The organism is Ruegeria arenilitoris (genome assembly GCF_013032445.1).
Lineage (GTDB): Bacteria > Pseudomonadota > Alphaproteobacteria > Rhodobacterales > Rhodobacteraceae > Ruegeria > Ruegeria arenilitoris_F.
This window is the reverse complement of record NZ_WQCA01000042.1, coordinates 1-15,334: the sequence shown is the minus strand read 5'-3', so window position 1 is coordinate 15,334 and position 15,334 is coordinate 1. Positions and strand designations below refer to the sequence as shown.

The 15,334-nt window shown below is 54.6% G+C and carries 14 protein-coding genes and 1 pseudogene; 9 read left to right on the top strand and 6 right to left on the bottom strand.

Features of this window, described 5'->3' with window-relative positions; genetic code table 11:
* From GOW98_RS24170 to GOW98_RS24160, 3 genes are all read left to right on the top strand, one after another.
* Window positions 1-670, top strand: a 670-nt coding sequence (locus tag GOW98_RS24170) for an IS6 family transposase (RefSeq protein ID WP_170336957.1), incomplete at its 5' end; no start/stop codon positions are given.
* 71 nt (window positions 671-741) lie between these two features.
* Complete coding sequence (locus GOW98_RS24165; RefSeq protein ID WP_170336955.1) at window positions 742-1,104, top strand: hypothetical protein; 363 nt, start codon at window positions 742-744, stop codon at window positions 1,102-1,104.
* 228 nt (window positions 1,105-1,332) lie between these two features.
* Window positions 1,333-3,075, top strand: a complete 1,743-nt coding sequence (locus GOW98_RS24160; RefSeq protein WP_170336953.1) for an adenylate/guanylate cyclase domain-containing protein — start codon at window positions 1,333-1,335, stop codon at window positions 3,073-3,075.
* A 162-nt stretch (window positions 3,076-3,237) separates the two neighbouring features.
* Here the strand turns inward: GOW98_RS24160 and GOW98_RS24155 are convergent, their stop codons facing one another.
* From GOW98_RS24155 to GOW98_RS24145, 3 genes are all read right to left on the bottom strand, one after another.
* Window positions 3,238-3,642 carry a lipocalin-like domain-containing protein gene (locus GOW98_RS24155; protein ID WP_302479325.1) on the bottom strand — a complete coding sequence of 135 codons (405 nt, stop codon included), beginning with the start codon at window positions 3,640-3,642 and terminating at the stop codon, window positions 3,238-3,240.
* A 165-nt stretch (window positions 3,643-3,807) separates the two neighbouring features.
* Window positions 3,808-4,620 carry a hypothetical protein gene (locus GOW98_RS24150; RefSeq protein ID WP_170336948.1) on the bottom strand — a complete coding sequence of 271 codons (813 nt, stop codon included), beginning with the start codon at window positions 4,618-4,620 and terminating at the stop codon, window positions 3,808-3,810.
* A 188-nt stretch (window positions 4,621-4,808) separates the two neighbouring features.
* On the bottom strand, window positions 4,809-5,507 hold the full coding sequence (locus GOW98_RS24145) for a hypothetical protein (RefSeq protein ID WP_217359727.1): 699 nt from the start codon (window positions 5,505-5,507) through the stop codon (window positions 4,809-4,811).
* Window positions 5,508-5,877: 370 nt separating this feature from the next.
* On the opposite strand from GOW98_RS24145, the gene GOW98_RS24140 reads away from it, so the two are divergent.
* The 6 genes and pseudogenes from GOW98_RS24140 to GOW98_RS24115 all read left to right on the top strand — a co-directional run bounded on the left by GOW98_RS24140 (window position 5,878) and on the right by GOW98_RS24115 (window position 12,420).
* Window positions 5,878-6,276: a nuclear transport factor 2 family protein gene (locus GOW98_RS24140; protein ID WP_170336946.1), complete on the top strand. Its 399-nt coding sequence runs from the start codon at window positions 5,878-5,880 to the stop codon at window positions 6,274-6,276.
* A gap of 189 nt (window positions 6,277-6,465) precedes the next feature.
* Window positions 6,466-6,625, top strand: a pseudogene (locus GOW98_RS24135) (IS6 family transposase); the annotation flags it as partial.
* A 111-nt stretch (window positions 6,626-6,736) separates the two neighbouring features.
* Entirely contained in the window at window positions 6,737-7,441 is a 705-nt protein-coding gene (locus tag GOW98_RS24130) for an IS6 family transposase (protein WP_170336944.1), read from the top strand.
* Between the two features lie 676 nt (window positions 7,442-8,117).
* Window positions 8,118-8,834, top strand: a complete 717-nt coding sequence (locus GOW98_RS24125; RefSeq protein WP_170336942.1) for an ABC transporter ATP-binding protein — start codon at window positions 8,118-8,120, stop codon at window positions 8,832-8,834.
* A 278-nt stretch (window positions 8,835-9,112) separates the two neighbouring features.
* Window positions 9,113-11,194 carry an ABC transporter permease gene (locus GOW98_RS24120; protein WP_254438161.1) on the top strand — a complete coding sequence of 694 codons (2,082 nt, stop codon included), beginning with the start codon at window positions 9,113-9,115 and terminating at the stop codon, window positions 11,192-11,194.
* A 5-nt stretch (window positions 11,195-11,199) separates the two neighbouring features.
* Complete coding sequence (locus tag GOW98_RS24115; protein ID WP_170336940.1) at window positions 11,200-12,420, top strand: efflux RND transporter periplasmic adaptor subunit; 1,221 nt, start codon at window positions 11,200-11,202, stop codon at window positions 12,418-12,420.
* A 283-nt stretch (window positions 12,421-12,703) separates the two neighbouring features.
* On the opposite strand, the gene GOW98_RS24110 is transcribed toward GOW98_RS24115, so the two are convergent.
* From GOW98_RS24110 to GOW98_RS24100, 3 genes are all read right to left on the bottom strand, one after another.
* Window positions 12,704-14,350, bottom strand: coding sequence for a tetratricopeptide repeat protein (locus GOW98_RS24110; RefSeq protein ID WP_170336938.1), 1,647 nt, complete (start codon window positions 14,348-14,350; stop codon window positions 12,704-12,706).
* A gap of 322 nt (window positions 14,351-14,672) precedes the next feature.
* Complete coding sequence (locus GOW98_RS24105) at window positions 14,673-15,194, bottom strand: GNAT family N-acetyltransferase (RefSeq protein WP_170336936.1); 522 nt, start codon at window positions 15,192-15,194, stop codon at window positions 14,673-14,675.
* A 24-nt stretch (window positions 15,195-15,218) separates the two neighbouring features.
* Window positions 15,219-15,320, bottom strand: a complete 102-nt coding sequence (locus tag GOW98_RS24100; protein WP_302479326.1) for a YjhX family toxin — start codon at window positions 15,318-15,320, stop codon at window positions 15,219-15,221.
* Between the last annotated feature and the right edge of the window lie 14 nt (window positions 15,321-15,334).

Sequence of the window (15,334 nt, the reverse complement as noted above, 5' to 3'; positions counted from 1 at the left end):
TCCCGAGATCATCCGCCTTGCGGTGATGCTGTACATCCGTTTCCCATTGTCGCTTCGGAATGTCGAAGATCTGCTACACGAACGCGGGATCGACGTTAGCCACGAAACCGTCCGATATTGGTGGAACAGGTTCGGGCCGATGTTTGCTGCTGAGATCAGACGGAAGCGTGTTAAGCAGCCGCGCGCGTTCTCCAAATGGAAGTGGCACGTGGACGAGGTCTTTGTGAAGGTGAACGGCAAACGCCACTACCTCTGGCGTGCAGTTGATCACGAAGGTGAAGTGCTTGAAGCCGTTGTCACCAAACGCGGAAACAAAGCTGCAGCACTGAAATTCCTCAAGAAATTGATGAAGCGGCACGGTTGCGCCGAAGAGATCGTCACAGATCGCTTCGCTTCCTACAAGGCTGCGCTCAGAGAAATGGGCGCGCTCAAAAATCAAAGGACGGGCAGGTGGCTCAACAACCGCGTAGAGAATTCGCATCTTCCGTTTCGACGACGCGAACGCGCCATGCAACGTTTCCGGCGCATGCGAAGTTTGCAGAAATTCGCCTCCGTCCATTCCTCTGTCCACAACCACTTCAACCAGGAAAGATCGCTAACCAGCCGAGACACCTTCAAGCTGACGCGCACCGCCGCTCTTACCGAGTGGCGTCAGCTTTGTTCCGTATAAGTTCGCGGATTTGGCGGCAAACTGAGACTGGTTCGAATTCGTCTGACAGCACCCTCAAAGACCCAATTGAATTGCTCGACTTTACTCTTCTTCAGGAACAGGCTTCGGTCGAATTTGACTTATGGTTGGAAAAGGTTGGAGTGCCACCCGGTGCCGATAGGAGAGTTGTTCGTTTGCCGGGCAACATGCTGCTTGATGGAAGCCGTCGGGGTGATGGTGTCGGGGCGACGGTTCCGGCATTCATTTCTGATGAATTGAAGTCTGGGGATCTCGTGGCGCTATTCGATGATCCTATCCCGCAGATAGGATATCACATCGTCACGCTGCCTGGACAAGTTCGCCCAGCAGCAAAGGTGTTTCAGAAGTGGCTTTCCAATTCAATTACCGAATATGAGAAAAGCCTTTTCAGATGGACGCCTGCTCACTTGATATAACTGTTATTGGTGTTCAACTAGAACGGATAGCAACAACCCAAAGCGACGATGATTTTTCGCAAGATGAGGACACAAAAGGCCGTTTGCCCACTGAGCTGTTAAAGCAGACGTATCGCAGCGCTTTCCAAAGCTGAAACTGAATTCAGACAAGATCAGACACCGCCCCTGTTCACTTTCGCATGGTCTAAACACGTAGCGATCAGTATGAAACAGATAGGAGGACAACACGTGGAGCGAAAGCTAGCGGCCATCCTGATAGCCGACCTAGTTGGCTTTACCGCCCGGATGGAGCGGGACGAGAAAGGCACGCTCGAAGTCCTCTCAGCGCACATTGACGATACCGTCGTTCCGCTTGTCGGTCGGCATCACGGTCGCATCGTCAAACAAATGGGTGACGGTCTGCTCGCCAGCTTCGACAGCGCCGTCGATGCCGTGTCCTGCGCGGTTGAATGGCAAAATTCGCCAGTGGCAGGCTCCGACCCGCTTCGCTTTCGCATCGGTGTTACTCTTGGGGACATTATCATGCGCGACGGAGATGTTTTTGGGTCCGGTGTGAACCTTGCGTCGAGGTTGGAGCAGCTTGCCCCGCCCGGCGGTGTGTTGGTGTCGGACGCTGTATATCGTGTGGTCGGGAATCGTATACCGGTCACCTGGGAGGATGCTGGTCAGCACACGGTAAAGAACGTTGCCGAACCGGTACAAGCTTGGCGCATTGGGGGGTCAAGCACAGTACATGCTGAACCGCCTCGGCCTGAATCATCAGGAAAAGCCACTATCGCTGTCTTGCCTCTAAACAACATGAGCGATGACCCCGAGCAGGCCTTCTTTAGCGACGGGATTGCGGAAGACATTATTGTGGGCTTATCGCGTTTTCGGACGCTTAAGGTCGTTTCCAGAAATGCGTCTTTCAGGTTTCGGACACAGGACACAGATCCGGCCAAAATCGCGGAGGCTCTTGGCGCAGATTACCTGGTTGAAGGCAGCGTGCGAAAGGCCGGCAGTCGCGTGAGAATCTCGGTACAACTTGCTGACGCCCGTACGGGCACCCAACTCTGGTCGGATAGATTTGACCACGAACTGGAGGACGTTCTGGCGGTACAAGATGAGGTGGCCCGAAATATCGTCGCAGTGTTGCCGGGCAGGGTCCAGCACGATGTCGTCGACCGTTCGACACAGAAGCCAACGGATCAGATGAAGGCCTATGAACTGATGCTCAAGGGCAAAGCACTACGCGACGGCTTGAACGCACGAGATACGGCCAAGGCGAGAGCGTTGTTGGAACGAGCGGTCGCGCTCGATCCGACCATCGCGCGATCTTACATGTATCTTTCGGACACATATGTCATAGACTTGTGGCTTGGTCTGGCAGACGCTGACGCACCGGCCCACACGTTGAAAATCGCCCGAAAGGGCGTGGCACTGGATAACCGGGACGTCTACATTCAGGACCAGCTTGGGTTTGCTTATCTCTGCGCCGGACTGTGGAGCGAGGCCGAAGCGCAATTCAACAAGACACTTTCCATGATAGAAAGCGAGGCGGAGTCGATGGCTTGGTGCGGCTATGCTTTCCTACTGCTCGGCCAGCACGAAAAGGCGCGCGACGTAGTTTCGGAAGCTATGGCGCTGGACCCGCTACATCCGCCTGCCATCGACTGGATTATGGGGCAGGTCGAATTTTTCAACGGTAACTATGAAGCAGTGCTTGGCTTTCTGATGGGAGCAGCGCGGCTTAACTCGCTGGCCACTGCCTTTGTCGCTGCGTCTTACGCGCGGCTCGGACGAGAGCGAGACTCCTCCGACGCGTTGCGAGAATTTGTCACCGAACGTCACGATGAGTTCACAAGTCGCGGTATTGTGGTTGAGGATGACAGGGTCGATAGCCTTGCTCGTGGCTTTAGGTCTATGTGGCGCCGACCGGGTGATTTTGAACGTCTTGCCGATGGGCTGCGGGCGGCAGGTTTGACCGGCTGACGCCGACATTAACTCTTTTGTCCAACTGCTGCTCACCTCAATTACGCGTTTCTCTGCGCCCTGTTTATTCGGCAGCTCGCAGCCCAAAGCCGACACTCGAAACTAGACTTTTCAGCTCCCTAGTTGCGAACGAAGTGATCGTTGGCCGATTGCCGCTGTCGGCTAATTCTTAAGGCGTTCCCAAACCAAAATACCCCTTCCTTCCTTTCCCCCGAAGACGACCTCTTCCGCCGTCAATTCCAAGAGCTCGCCAATTGACGCCATGGTTCGCAATTTGTCCTGCCCAGCCCAAGATGCTTCGGTCGAAGCATGAACTCGGTGCCGAACGACTTCGCCTTCAATTGACCAATCACCGCAGTACGAGAAGTAACTGGGGTAGGCACGTGAGTTGGTTCCCTCAACATGGGTGTCGGGGTTCCATAAGTGAGCCGACATGAACCCATCGCCCGCGTAGACGATGCGGCCTTGCGGGTTGTCGCCATAGGGTTGGAGAGTGGAGCCGTCGTCAAACTCCGCGACGAAACTCTTCAATACCCATGTCCCGATGATCGAAACGTTCGCCCTCATACTGACAAGGCTAACCCAGAAAATGGTTGCCCGGCAACGACTGGTTGAACTTAGTACTGCCGCTATCTGCGGTCAGCATGATTGGCCGCTCGCAGCCCAATTTGGACCTTCGCAACCAAGCTTAGCGGTTTCGGATATGCCAATGGAGCAGACTTTTGCCCGGGACTACACTTGATACCAGTTTTCGACGTCTCGGGCGGCTTCCTCGACTGTGAAAGCAGCCTCTACCTCTGCGACAGCAAGTTGCACTTCGTTTGGGCTTGCATTGAGCTCCAAGATGTTCGCATTCAGGTCATGGGCTGACCCGGCATCTGTATAAATCGTATCGACCGCAATTCTGACGGCGTTTCGGTGTCGCAGCAGGTGCTCAAAAAAACGGACATAGATCGCCTCCTCATACGGAGAATGGATGTCCACCTCAGAGACTAAGCCCAACTCCGCAGTCTTGGCGCATGTCTGGCGCCAAGCCAGTTCCATTGTGGATGGTGGCGCGTCCCTAGCCTCATCAGGATGTCTGGGGTTTGCAAACGTAGATCTTCGAATAGCTTCGAGATTGGCACGCAAGCCCTTTGTAGGAACCGGATAGATGAATGTGGTTTCCTCGGAAGCTAAGGCAGGCTCAATCTGATCGGGCTGCGCCTGGATGAACTCTGAAAACCTGTTTCCGATGATAGGGACTTCACCGACAATCATGCCTATGGGGTCGGTATTCTCCGCCAGCCATCGCGCCAGTGCTCTCCGCCCCCACAGCCCGGCTGCCTTTCGGATCAACGGATGAGTTCCATCCGAAACATCCGGATACCTCGCGAGTATATCTTCGGTTTGAAACGCCGAGAGCCCCGTATCCCAACGCATGATATGCACACGACGTCCCAAGGAGATCGCAATGGATATCTGCTGACGCAACAGGAATGACTTTCCAGATGCTGGTAGTCCGGTGAAGAAAACCATGCGGCAACGACGTGCAGCGTCGGCCAAGTGTCTTCCAATCTCAGTGTCCGCAAAACTGTCGATAGAAATTACGAATCTCCTAATTCGGTGTCGGCCACAGGCCGAAACGGCAATTGGGCTTTGCTGCCCAAAAACCGTTTCCAGAACGCGACCTTTAAAGCCAACCAGACAATATCAGGTGCAATGCGGGTGACACGCGCACCAATGCTGCCTGATCAGTCAGTTGCGAAGCAATAAAACAGGCCCGCCCCGCCTGAACGTGGCAGATGTTCCTCCCCGCAACCGCGCGAGCCGTGCGATGAGTTCCAGGACAACATGTTTCGAGCATCGTTGAGACCTACACGGTCATGGTGTCCGACAATCGCAGACCCGTCTTCACTATTCGAAGTCCAGTTGCTGCATGTCGTGTCACCACCTGCCGTCGAGAAATATCCAGCGGAATCGGAGCCGGTAAGAATGTCATGTTTGTTCGGCTGACTGCCGCGCCCATTGACAGGGTTGCCGTTTTCGTCGAGCGCGGTCTGTAGATTGATATTCACACCGTCACTGTGCAGGTCTTCAACATTGTTGGCGATAAGCTCTCCATTGGCATTATACCAAGGACCCGACCCGATCCGGTCGCGTGCAGAAATGCCATTGGTGATTGTCATCGGGTCGGTGCTGCGATCAATGGACATTGAGGTGCTCAGATAGGCCGCAAAAGATTTGGAAGAACCGGCCGCGGAAGCAAGCGTATTGCAATGAGCATCGGCGCCTTCGAGCCCGCCCAGATTGGCGCCGTCCCCCTTGCCCACACTGGTTATGAAAAACGACATCTCCTCACTCGCCGATTGGGCCTGTGCGGCCATTGCGAAACAGCAAATTACGAGTGCAGCAACCCCATGGGCAGTTGTTCTATTGGTGAACTTCGACATGTTTGTCTCCCTTCGCGATGAGTAATCACTGATGCTAGTCGTATGTTCTGATTGGGTCCACGGAATAGCGCTCACGAATTTGGGAACGTGGCAGTGAAGCGCGCGAGACATGTTCTGATGGAACATCGGTTGGCTCAGACATGTATCCGACTTTCGTCACCTCCGCAGAAAACAGACAATTGGGGGCGTCCGACGCTGTCGCTGCGAGTTTTACGAACGCCCGGTTCGGAGGAGTGCTCTTTCGCTGCGCTGGGATTGAACGCCTAAAACGCGGATACCTATGACTTACTGCACGTACGCGTCTAAGATACATCCAAAGTCTCACCCTCAAAGCCAAAGAGTGGCCATATTCGAACAAGGGGCAACCGATATGTTGTTTGCTGATGCGCTTGAGAAAGCTTCCTCGTATGCTGCTGCTTGGAGTTCCAACGATCCGGCGCAAGTGGCCGCACATTTCGCAGAAAATGGAGCGGCGCGGCTCAATTCCGGCAAAGCAATTCGAGGACGGAGAGCGATTGCTTCGGATTACGCAGCACCGTTTTTCCGTGATTTTCCCGGCTCTTCTGTATTGTTGCATGACTTTCGTTTATCAGGGAACCACGCTCTTTTTACCGGTATGCTCGTCGGTCCCGAAGGACGTGAAGGTTCTCCTGTCCGCCTGTTGGGCTGGGAGGAGTGGACCGTCGACGACAATGGCTTAATACAGTTGTCGTTGGTTTGGTTCGACCGCGACGACCATGCCAGACAGGGCGGTGGTACTTTCTCATAGTAATATCGCCATGCAAAGCGGGTATTTTAGCATTTGAGAAGGCAGCAAAGCTGATGGATGTGTCGCAAACTCTAGGGTCTAGTTGACGAGCCTGCGTGATCTGAGGTTTTTACTGGTCGAAATTTTTCGAACGGTCTTGTCAGAAGAACTTTGCTTGAGCGGGGCAGGGCGAGTGCGTAGCTTTTGCCCATGACCAGACCTGCCTCTTTCAAATACTTTAAAACCAGTCCTGAGATCATCCGCTTGGCCGTGATGCTGTACATCCGATTCCCGCTCTCGCTTCGGAATGTCGAAGATCTGTTGCACGAGCGAGGCATCGATGTGAGCCACGAAACTGTCCGATATTGGTGGAACAGGTTTGGCCCGATGTTTGCTGCTGAGATAAGGCGGAAGCGTGTCCAGCGGTCTTGTCAGAAGAACTTTACTTGAGCGGGGCAGGGCGGTTGCGTAGCTTTTGCCCATGACCAGACCTGCCTCATTCAAATACTTCAAAACCAGTCCCGAGATCATCCGCTTGGCCGTGATGCTGTACATCCGATTCCCGCTCTCGCTTCGGAATGTCGAAGATCTGCTGCACGAGCGAGGCATCGACGTGAGCCACGAAACTGTCCGATATTGGTGGAACAGGTTTGGCCCTTTGTTTGCTGCTGAGATCAGACGGAAGCGTGTTCAGCAACTGCGCGCGTTCTCGAAATGGAAGTGGCATGTAGACGAGGTTTTCGTGAAGGTGAATGGCAAGAGGCACTACCTCTGGCGGGCTGTTGATCATGAGGGCGAAGTGCTGGAAGCAGTCGTCACCAAACGCCGAAACAAGCAGGCCGCGTTGAATTTCCTCAGGAAATTGATGAAGCGAAACGGTAAAGCGGAAAACGTCGTCACGGATCGCTTCGCCTCATACAGAGCCGCGCTTAGAGAGCTGGGCGCGCTCGAAAAACAACAAACGGGAAGGTGGCTCAACAACCGCGTCGAGAACTCGCACCTGCCGTTTCGACGACGCGAACGCGCGATGCAGCGTTTCAGGCGCATGCGAAGTCTACAGAAATTCGCCTCCGTCCATTCCTCCGTCTACAATCACTTCAACCAGGAAAGATCTCTCACCAGCCGAGACACCTTCAAGCTGACACGCACCGCTGCTCTTAGCGAGTGGCGTCAACTTTGTTCCTGATAGGTTCGCGGTTTCCGCGGCAAACTGAGACTGGTTAGAATTCGTCTGACAGCACCAATACAGCTATGCCCGACCGAGCCTCCGGAGGTATGATTTTGAGATGGCTGATTTTTCTCCTTCTCGCGCCAGTCGTGATGACCGTTTCAGCCAATGCTGAGACAGATATAAAACTGGGGCTCGCATTGCTGGCCGATGCATCATCTAGCATCCGAGGAGGTCTTGTCAGCAGCGCGGGTTCGTTGATCCGATCAGCGCCACGCTACGTATCTCTTTCATCCCCTACTGTCGCCCGCGCTCACGGTCCCATGAAGTAGTAGCGCGGGCCTTTTTTGGTCTGGGTTATGTGTTGGTCCGTATCCTCAATACCCGGCGAACAAAGCCCTCTTTGCAATTCGGGCGTTCCCGCGCTGCGAGTGTGCAAGCTTCCGACGGCGCGGGAGCTTTGGTTGGTCTTACGACGTCACAGGCTCGTATCCAAGATACACGGCGCAACAACCCCATTTTCAACCACTGAAGTCTGAACTCTGTAACCGGACGTTGTCGCGGCAATAGTGGAACAGCTTGGATAAGGCCCGGCATTTTACGTTCGACACAAATAGAAAGCATGGACCAAAGGACATGTTGCCATATTGGCGAACGTGTTGACCCGTCGCCGCCGCTATTACAGTGTATCGTTATGAAACACCTGCCTGGTTATACCTTTCGTACGGAAGCTCTATCCAAGGTGTACGGGGAAGGGGAAGCCGCCGTTCACGCTCTGCGGGGCGTCGACCTTGAAATCCCGAAAGGTGAGATGATCGTCCTGCTCGGTGCATCCGGCAGCGGGAAGTCCACTTTGCTCAATATACTCGGAGGCCTCGATCGTGCATCGGGCGGGCACGCGTGGTTCGAAGGTACAGAACTGACGAGCCTTTCGGATCGGGACATGACGCTATACCGGCGCCATCATGTCGGGTTCGTGTTTCAGTTCTACAATCTCATGCCCAGCCTTACAGCCGAAGAGAATGTGGAATTGGTCACCGAAATTGCACAGAACCCGATGCGACCCGCGGATGCACTGGGCCTTGTCGGGCTGGACGCAAGGAAGGATCACTTTCCAGCGCAGCTTTCAGGGGGTGAGCAGCAACGCGTAGCCATCGCGCGTGCCATCGCAAAAACACCCACTGTATTGTTCTGCGACGAGCCGACCGGAGCGCTCGACAGCCAGACAGGTCGGGCCGTGCTTCGGGTGCTGAAAGACGTCAATGAACGACTGAATACTACTGTTCTCATTGTGACACATGCGGCTGCAACAGCAGATATGGCAGACCGAGTAATAAAGTTTTCAGACGGCATGATCCAAGATGTTCAGGTCAATTCCGAGAAGCTCACACCTGACGAGATCAACTGGTGAGTCCGCTTGACAAGAAAATAGTTCGGACTTTGCGCCGCTTGAAAGGGCAAGCCGTCGCGATAGCCAGTGTTATCGCATTGGGTGTAATGACCCTCGTGATGATGACCGGTTTGGTTGGTACGCTTTCCGAGACACGCAGCACGTATTACGAACGCTACCGCCTTGCGGATGTCTTTGCTCCAGCCGCGCGCGCGCCGCAAACGGTGCTGCAGCATTTGGCCAACCTGCCCGGCGTTACGTCGGTTGAAGGGCGGGTGATTGGCGGGGCTCTGATTACGTTGGAAGAGGCTGGCAGACCCGTGCGCGCCACGGCACTTTCAATACCGCGGGATGCTCGTCCGCTCCTCAACAACTACATGCTTACAAGCGGTCGCGCGCCCCGTGTCGGGCGCAATGACGAAGTCTTGCTGTTGCAGAGCTTTGCCGACGCCGTTGGTCTGGCACCCGGTGATAGTCTTTCTGCGACGATGAACGGCGCTCGCAGAACCTTTGTTGTTGTCGGATTGGCGCAAAGCCCGGAGTTCATCTACATCGCCGCTCCGGGAGAAATTGTGCCGGACGACACACGCTTTGCCGTTTTGTGGATGTTGGAGGATGCCATGGCAGCAGCCTTCGACATGAAGGGGGCTTTCAACGAGGCGCTGCTTATACTCTCAAGAAATGCCAATACGCAGGAGGTGATCGCCGGGGCAAACCGCCTACTCGACAAATATGGAGGTTTGGGCGCTTACGGATTGGAAGATCAAGCGTCCAACAGGTTCGTGACAGAAGAAATCGCTGGTCTTCGCGCAACAGTTGGGGTGGTGCCGCCGATCTTTCTGGCTATCGCGGCGTTCTTGCTCAATATCGTGATTGCCCGAATGATCCAATCAGAACGAGAACAAATAGGAATACTAAAAGCCTTCGGGTACACCAGCCTTGAAATAGGCGTTCACTATTTCAAGCTTGTCTTGGTGATCGCACTGTGTGGTGCCGTTTTCGGCGGGGCGCTTGGGATCCTGTCGGGGCGCCTCTTATCGGGTGTTTACCAGACGTACTACAAGTTTCCGTTCCTCGTTTTCCAGATCAGTGCGGGTGCCTTTGCTCTTGGAGTGTCAGTCAGTGTCTTGGCGGCATCCGCAGGCGCAATTCTCGTTCTTAGATCGGTATTCAGTCTGACACCCGCGATCGCTATGCGACCTCCCGCGCCTGTGGATTACAGCAAGACTGGGGCCTTCGGTCCGCGCATGAAAAGACTATTGGACCAGCCAACCCGAATGGTGATGCGTCGCATTGTGAGGCAACCCGGCCGTATCCTCGGCGCGATCGTCGGAATTGCCTGCGGGATGGCGCTGTCTGTTGGTATGGTTAGCATCCTGGCCGGCTTCGATAAGACCATTGATATGACGTTCTCCGTTATTGACCGCAGTGATGCCATGGTCAGCTTTACACATCCGCTGTCCGATACGGTTCAGTATGAGCTTGCATCGCTTGACGGCGTTCATGCCGTTGAGCCCGTTCGAGTGGTGCCTGTGGAGTTTCGGCATGGATTGCGCCAGTATCGTGGTGCCGTAAACGGGCTGCAAGAAGGCGCGCGTTTGAACCGAGCTTTGAAGTCAGACTTGGAACCGGTAGAACTTCACACGAATGGCATTGTGCTTTCGAATGCTTTGGCGAAAGTCCTGAATGCGGAAATCGGTGATACCATCGAAATTGACGTGCTGGAGGGGCGGCGCCCGAACTTGACTGTACAAGTCACGGGTGTGGCGGAAACTTTGCTTGGATCTCCTGCGTATATGTCCCTAGAAGGGCTTAACCGCATACTCAAAGAACCGGGGCGTGTCTCGGCAGTCTATTTGTCGGCGGAATCCGATCGGCTTGAGGCCTTGCAGCTTTACTTTGCAGAACTGCCGCGGGTAGCCGGGATCTCGGTCAAGCGTGATGCAGAGCAGGCGATGCAAAAGATCATGAACGAAGGCGCAGGGTCCACCCGTTATTTGATGGCGCTCATCGCGGCTGTGATCACCTTTGGGATCATCTATAACACCGCGCGCATTTCATTTGCTCAAAGCATGCGTGATCTGGCAAGCCTGCGCGTCATCGGGTTCACGAAGGGCGAAGCATCTTATGTGCTTTTGGGGGAGTTGGCGGTTGTCGTACTCGTTGCTTTGCCTCTCGGAGCACTCATGGGTTACTTTCTGTCGTTTGCGATATCGGCAGGTTTTAGCACCGATGTTTATCAGGTCCCAAGCGTGTTTAATCCCAGCGGGTATGGCACTGCGGTGCTGGTGGTTCTGGCCGCTTCAATAGTTTCTGGGTGGATTGTAAAGCGAGATTTGGACCGGGTTGACCTGGTTGAAGCGTTGAAAATTAAGGAGTAGTCCTGATGGCGCAAAAAAAATCACGGTGGGTGCTTTCGATTGTCACCATTGTGATAATTGCGATCGTATTGCTTGTAGCGTTCTGGCCTCGAGCGGTGGCGGTGGATCTGGCTCAGGTTGAAGTTGGGGACCTAATCGTCACGGTTGATGAAGAGGGGCGCACGCGTGTGCACGATTCATATGTTGTGGCCACACCAGTTGCCGGACGACTGCTCCGCGTTGGTGTGGAGCCGGGTGATCCGGTTGTTGCGGATCAAACGGTCATCGCACGCATGTTGCCCACCAATCCCTCCATGCTGGATGTACGGACGCGCGAACAGGCCCGCGCGGCGGTCACTGCTGCAGAAGCTGCTCTCCGCGTGGCCCGCGCCGATCTAAACAAAGCGGTCGCAGATCTGGCGCTGGCGGAAGAAGATTTGGAACGCGCGGAGTCGCTGATGAAAAACGGCCGCATAAGTGAGGCGGCGTTGGCCCGCGCTGAGCGCGAAGGCCGAGTCGCACAGGCCGTAGTCGACAGTGCCGAGGCTGCCATTTCGGTTCGAACAGCGGAACTGGCGAATGCGCGTGCTCAGCTGATCGGATTTGATGACCGCGGCATTGCATCGGCACTTATATCACACTCGGACGATGTGATCCCGCTGCTGGCTCCTGCAACTGGGCGGGTTCTGCAAGTGATACAGCAAAACGAAATTACGCTGCCTGCGGGGGCTCCCATCCTGGAAATTGGCGACATCGACGGAGACCTTGAGGTCGTTGCCGAACTTTTGTCTTCTGATGCTGTTCAGGTGTCCGTGGGCGATCGTGTCATTATTGACGAATGGGGCGGGGGGAAGCCGATTGACGGAGCGGTAGAGCGCATAGATCCGCTTGGATTTACAAAGTTCTCGGCCTTGGGGGTCGAGGAACAGCGCGTAAACGTTGTGATTTCAATGGAAACACCCGATGTATCCACCGGCCGATTGGGCCACGGGTACCGGGTAGAAGTACGGATTGTCATTCAGGAAGATCCGGAAGCGTTGATTATTCCTGCCAGTGCAATGTTCCGGGCGCGGCAGGGCTGGTTTGTGTTTCTGGTCGAGGATGGAAAAATCTTTGAACAACCGATCGAAGTCGCCGCGACCAATGGCGTGCAAGCCAGCGTCTCCAGTGGTTTGAACGCGGATGACTTAATTGTGCTCTACCCATCTGCAGGATTGGTCGACGGAACGCGGATCACAAAACGGTAGACATTTCACTAACCCGACCCACTCAGCTTAGTTGACCACGATGATCATGTCACCAAATTGAGGTGCGCAGACTCGACGACTGAAAGTCTTGAATGGCTTAAGGCGAGAATTTCGAAGCCCAAGTCTAAGAGCATCATGCCGGTTACGACACGGATTCTATTTGGGGAAATCGCCAGCGATATGGTTCAGAACCAACTTCTGGCTCTGGATGAACGTCGTTTATTGACTTACCGTTTCATTTGCACGGCCCGACAAGAAGACTGTACAGGTGCCTGACCAGGCGCTACTCAGCCGCCAGCGCTTTCTGCCTGCAATAACAAGACGCCTTGATTGGCACCTCGGCGCGCGCGACGGCCTTGTCCAGCTGCAACTTGATGTGGGCGGCTTCGACCGTTTCGCCACGTCGGGTGAGGCATTCGTGCAGGCCATGCAGGCTCCAGACGTTACCCGGATGCTGACAGGCCCGGCTAAGCGTTGCATCCAGGCCAAGATCTGCGCGGTAAACGGCTTCGGCTTCCTCCATCTGCCCCTGTTCAAGAAGAAGTGCGCCCAAGGCATGACGGGTGGGTTGCATCCATCCCCAAGGCTCGTCGTAGGGCAAGTTGTCGTCGATCTCGACTGACTTTCGCAGGTGTTCAAAGGCCGTCTCATACTCTCCTTTATGATAGGCCAGCTCACCCAGCATCATTTGTTCGGCGACCTTTAGAATGTCCTGACATGTGTTGTTGAACAGCATGCGGGTCTCAGGAACTCCGGCCAGAGCATCATAGAACTTGGCCTTTTCACTCTCGGCGTCAGCGATCCTGTGCAGGTTGGCCAAGGCGACCGTCCTTGCATATCGCATCATGGCAAGTGTAACGCTGTAAAGCTCTTCATCCTCTGGCAGATCCTGATCGAGAATATCCTGCCAGCGTCCAAACCTGATCAGCACATGTTGCTTCATGGGAATGAAGCCTTCAAACCAGTCAGCCATCGGCCGAAGAGTGTCTGACGGTAGGGTGTTGATCAACTCTTCAGCTGCTTCGATTGCCGCTGAAGGTTGCCCCAAAAACATCGCTCCGTAGATTTTGAAGTGGTAGTTGTGGCACCGATATACGGAATAGAAGTTGTCAGGCCCTTCCCGCTTCAGAAACTTGCGATCTGCCAATATGGCATTGTGATTGCGCAGCACGACATTCATGTAGTCTCCGCACAAAACGTCGATGTGGGTCGGCATGTGCAGCAAATGCCCGGCCTCGGGCACCAACGTGCTGAGCACATCACCGTGACGTAGCGCCCGCTCGGGGTGGGGCGACATTTCCATCAGGTGAACGTACATGTGCAATAGCCCTGCGTGCTCCCACACTCCGGGAAGTGTATCGAGCGCATTTTCGAGTACGGAAATGGCCTCAAGCGTATCGGCCCCTTCGGCGGGCTGTCCGGTCGGCAGATCCCAAAGCTGCCAGGGCGTCCGGTTCATGATCGACTCAGCAAGGATCGCACACACGTCCAGGTCCTCGCCGAACTCGGCGTGAACCTTTCGCATCGCATCGGCGAAGGCATCATTCCAGGGGCTGAAATCTTCGACATCAGATGAGTCTGGATATCGCGCTGGAATAGCTTCGATGAGCGCACGTTCAACAGGTGTAAGCTGGTCCTTTAACGACGTAGCAGCCTCGATTGACGCTTTCGCCAAGGCGATACAGTCAGGCTTCTCGTCTTCTTCAAATGTTTCCCAAGGCTTGTTGTAATTCGGCCCAATACAATACGCGATGCCCCAGTGCGCCATCGCGCAATTCGGATCGGCAGCCACTGCTTTTTGAAAGCACGCAATCGCTTCTTCGTGGTTGTACGCGTAGGTCCATGCCAAGCCCCGGTCAAACCAAAGCTGAGCTTCTTCCGACGAGGTCGTAACCTTCCGGCTATAAGTCCCGAGGTCATAATATTCCATAATGGTATCCCCCAGTTTAAGGGAAGAGATTACCACAATGGACCGATTTTCGACACTGGTGGAGCATAAAGACCTGCGCTAGGCCTTGTTTGCTGCAAAACGCTTCTCCAATCAAAATGTTCAAATTTGCAACCTAGCTCTGTTGAGTAAAAAATTGGCGTCGCGTTACAATCCGCTAAGATGAGTGACCACCTCAGACAAGCTAAATGTATGCCGTCCATTGAAGGACTCAGATGCCCGCACCACGCAGAACGAACCCGCCATTCAATTGGCGACCTTGAATGCCGGGTTCCGGTTATTCGGTGACAGACGCGGGTGGACTTCACCCGTGTTGGGACGTGTCCCACCAATGAGATTGCATGAACTGTGGGATTGCCTTTGTCTTGCCACTTAGTTTCTGTGCAGATCCTTCAGTCAACTCAAGCGCCATCCACGCCTCCGGTGCCGTCATCAGATCCGGGTATGGCGTCTGCTTGTCCGTCGGGGCAAACCCATATCTGGGGTAAAACGTCGGTACGCCCAACACGAACACCGCATCCGTCCTAACGGACCTGAGATGTTCAATGCTCGCTTCCATGATCTCTTTTCCAACGCCACGGCCCTGATACGCTGGTAGCACCCCGAAAGGTGCCAGCAGGTAACAGTTCGTGTCTGGGTGATCTACGAAGTTGAACGGAGTAAACAGCACGTTGCCTACGATCTTCCCGTCGCGTTCAGAGCTGATAGAAATCGTGTCAGGGAGGCTGAGGAAGTCTCTGGCAAGCTGAGCGACGTCCTCTCCTTCTTCTTTACCAAAGGCCAGCCGGTGGACTTCAATAATAGCGTCAATGTCTGCGTGGTTCATGGTTCTTTCCTATCTTTGGTTCATTTAGGCGCGCACGGATTTGATCCCCAACGCGGAGGCGCGATAGGGGTTGCCGTTTTTGGATTGGATAAAGCGCTTTTTCAGCAAGCGTTGGAAAACACTCAGGGTGCAGTCGGACA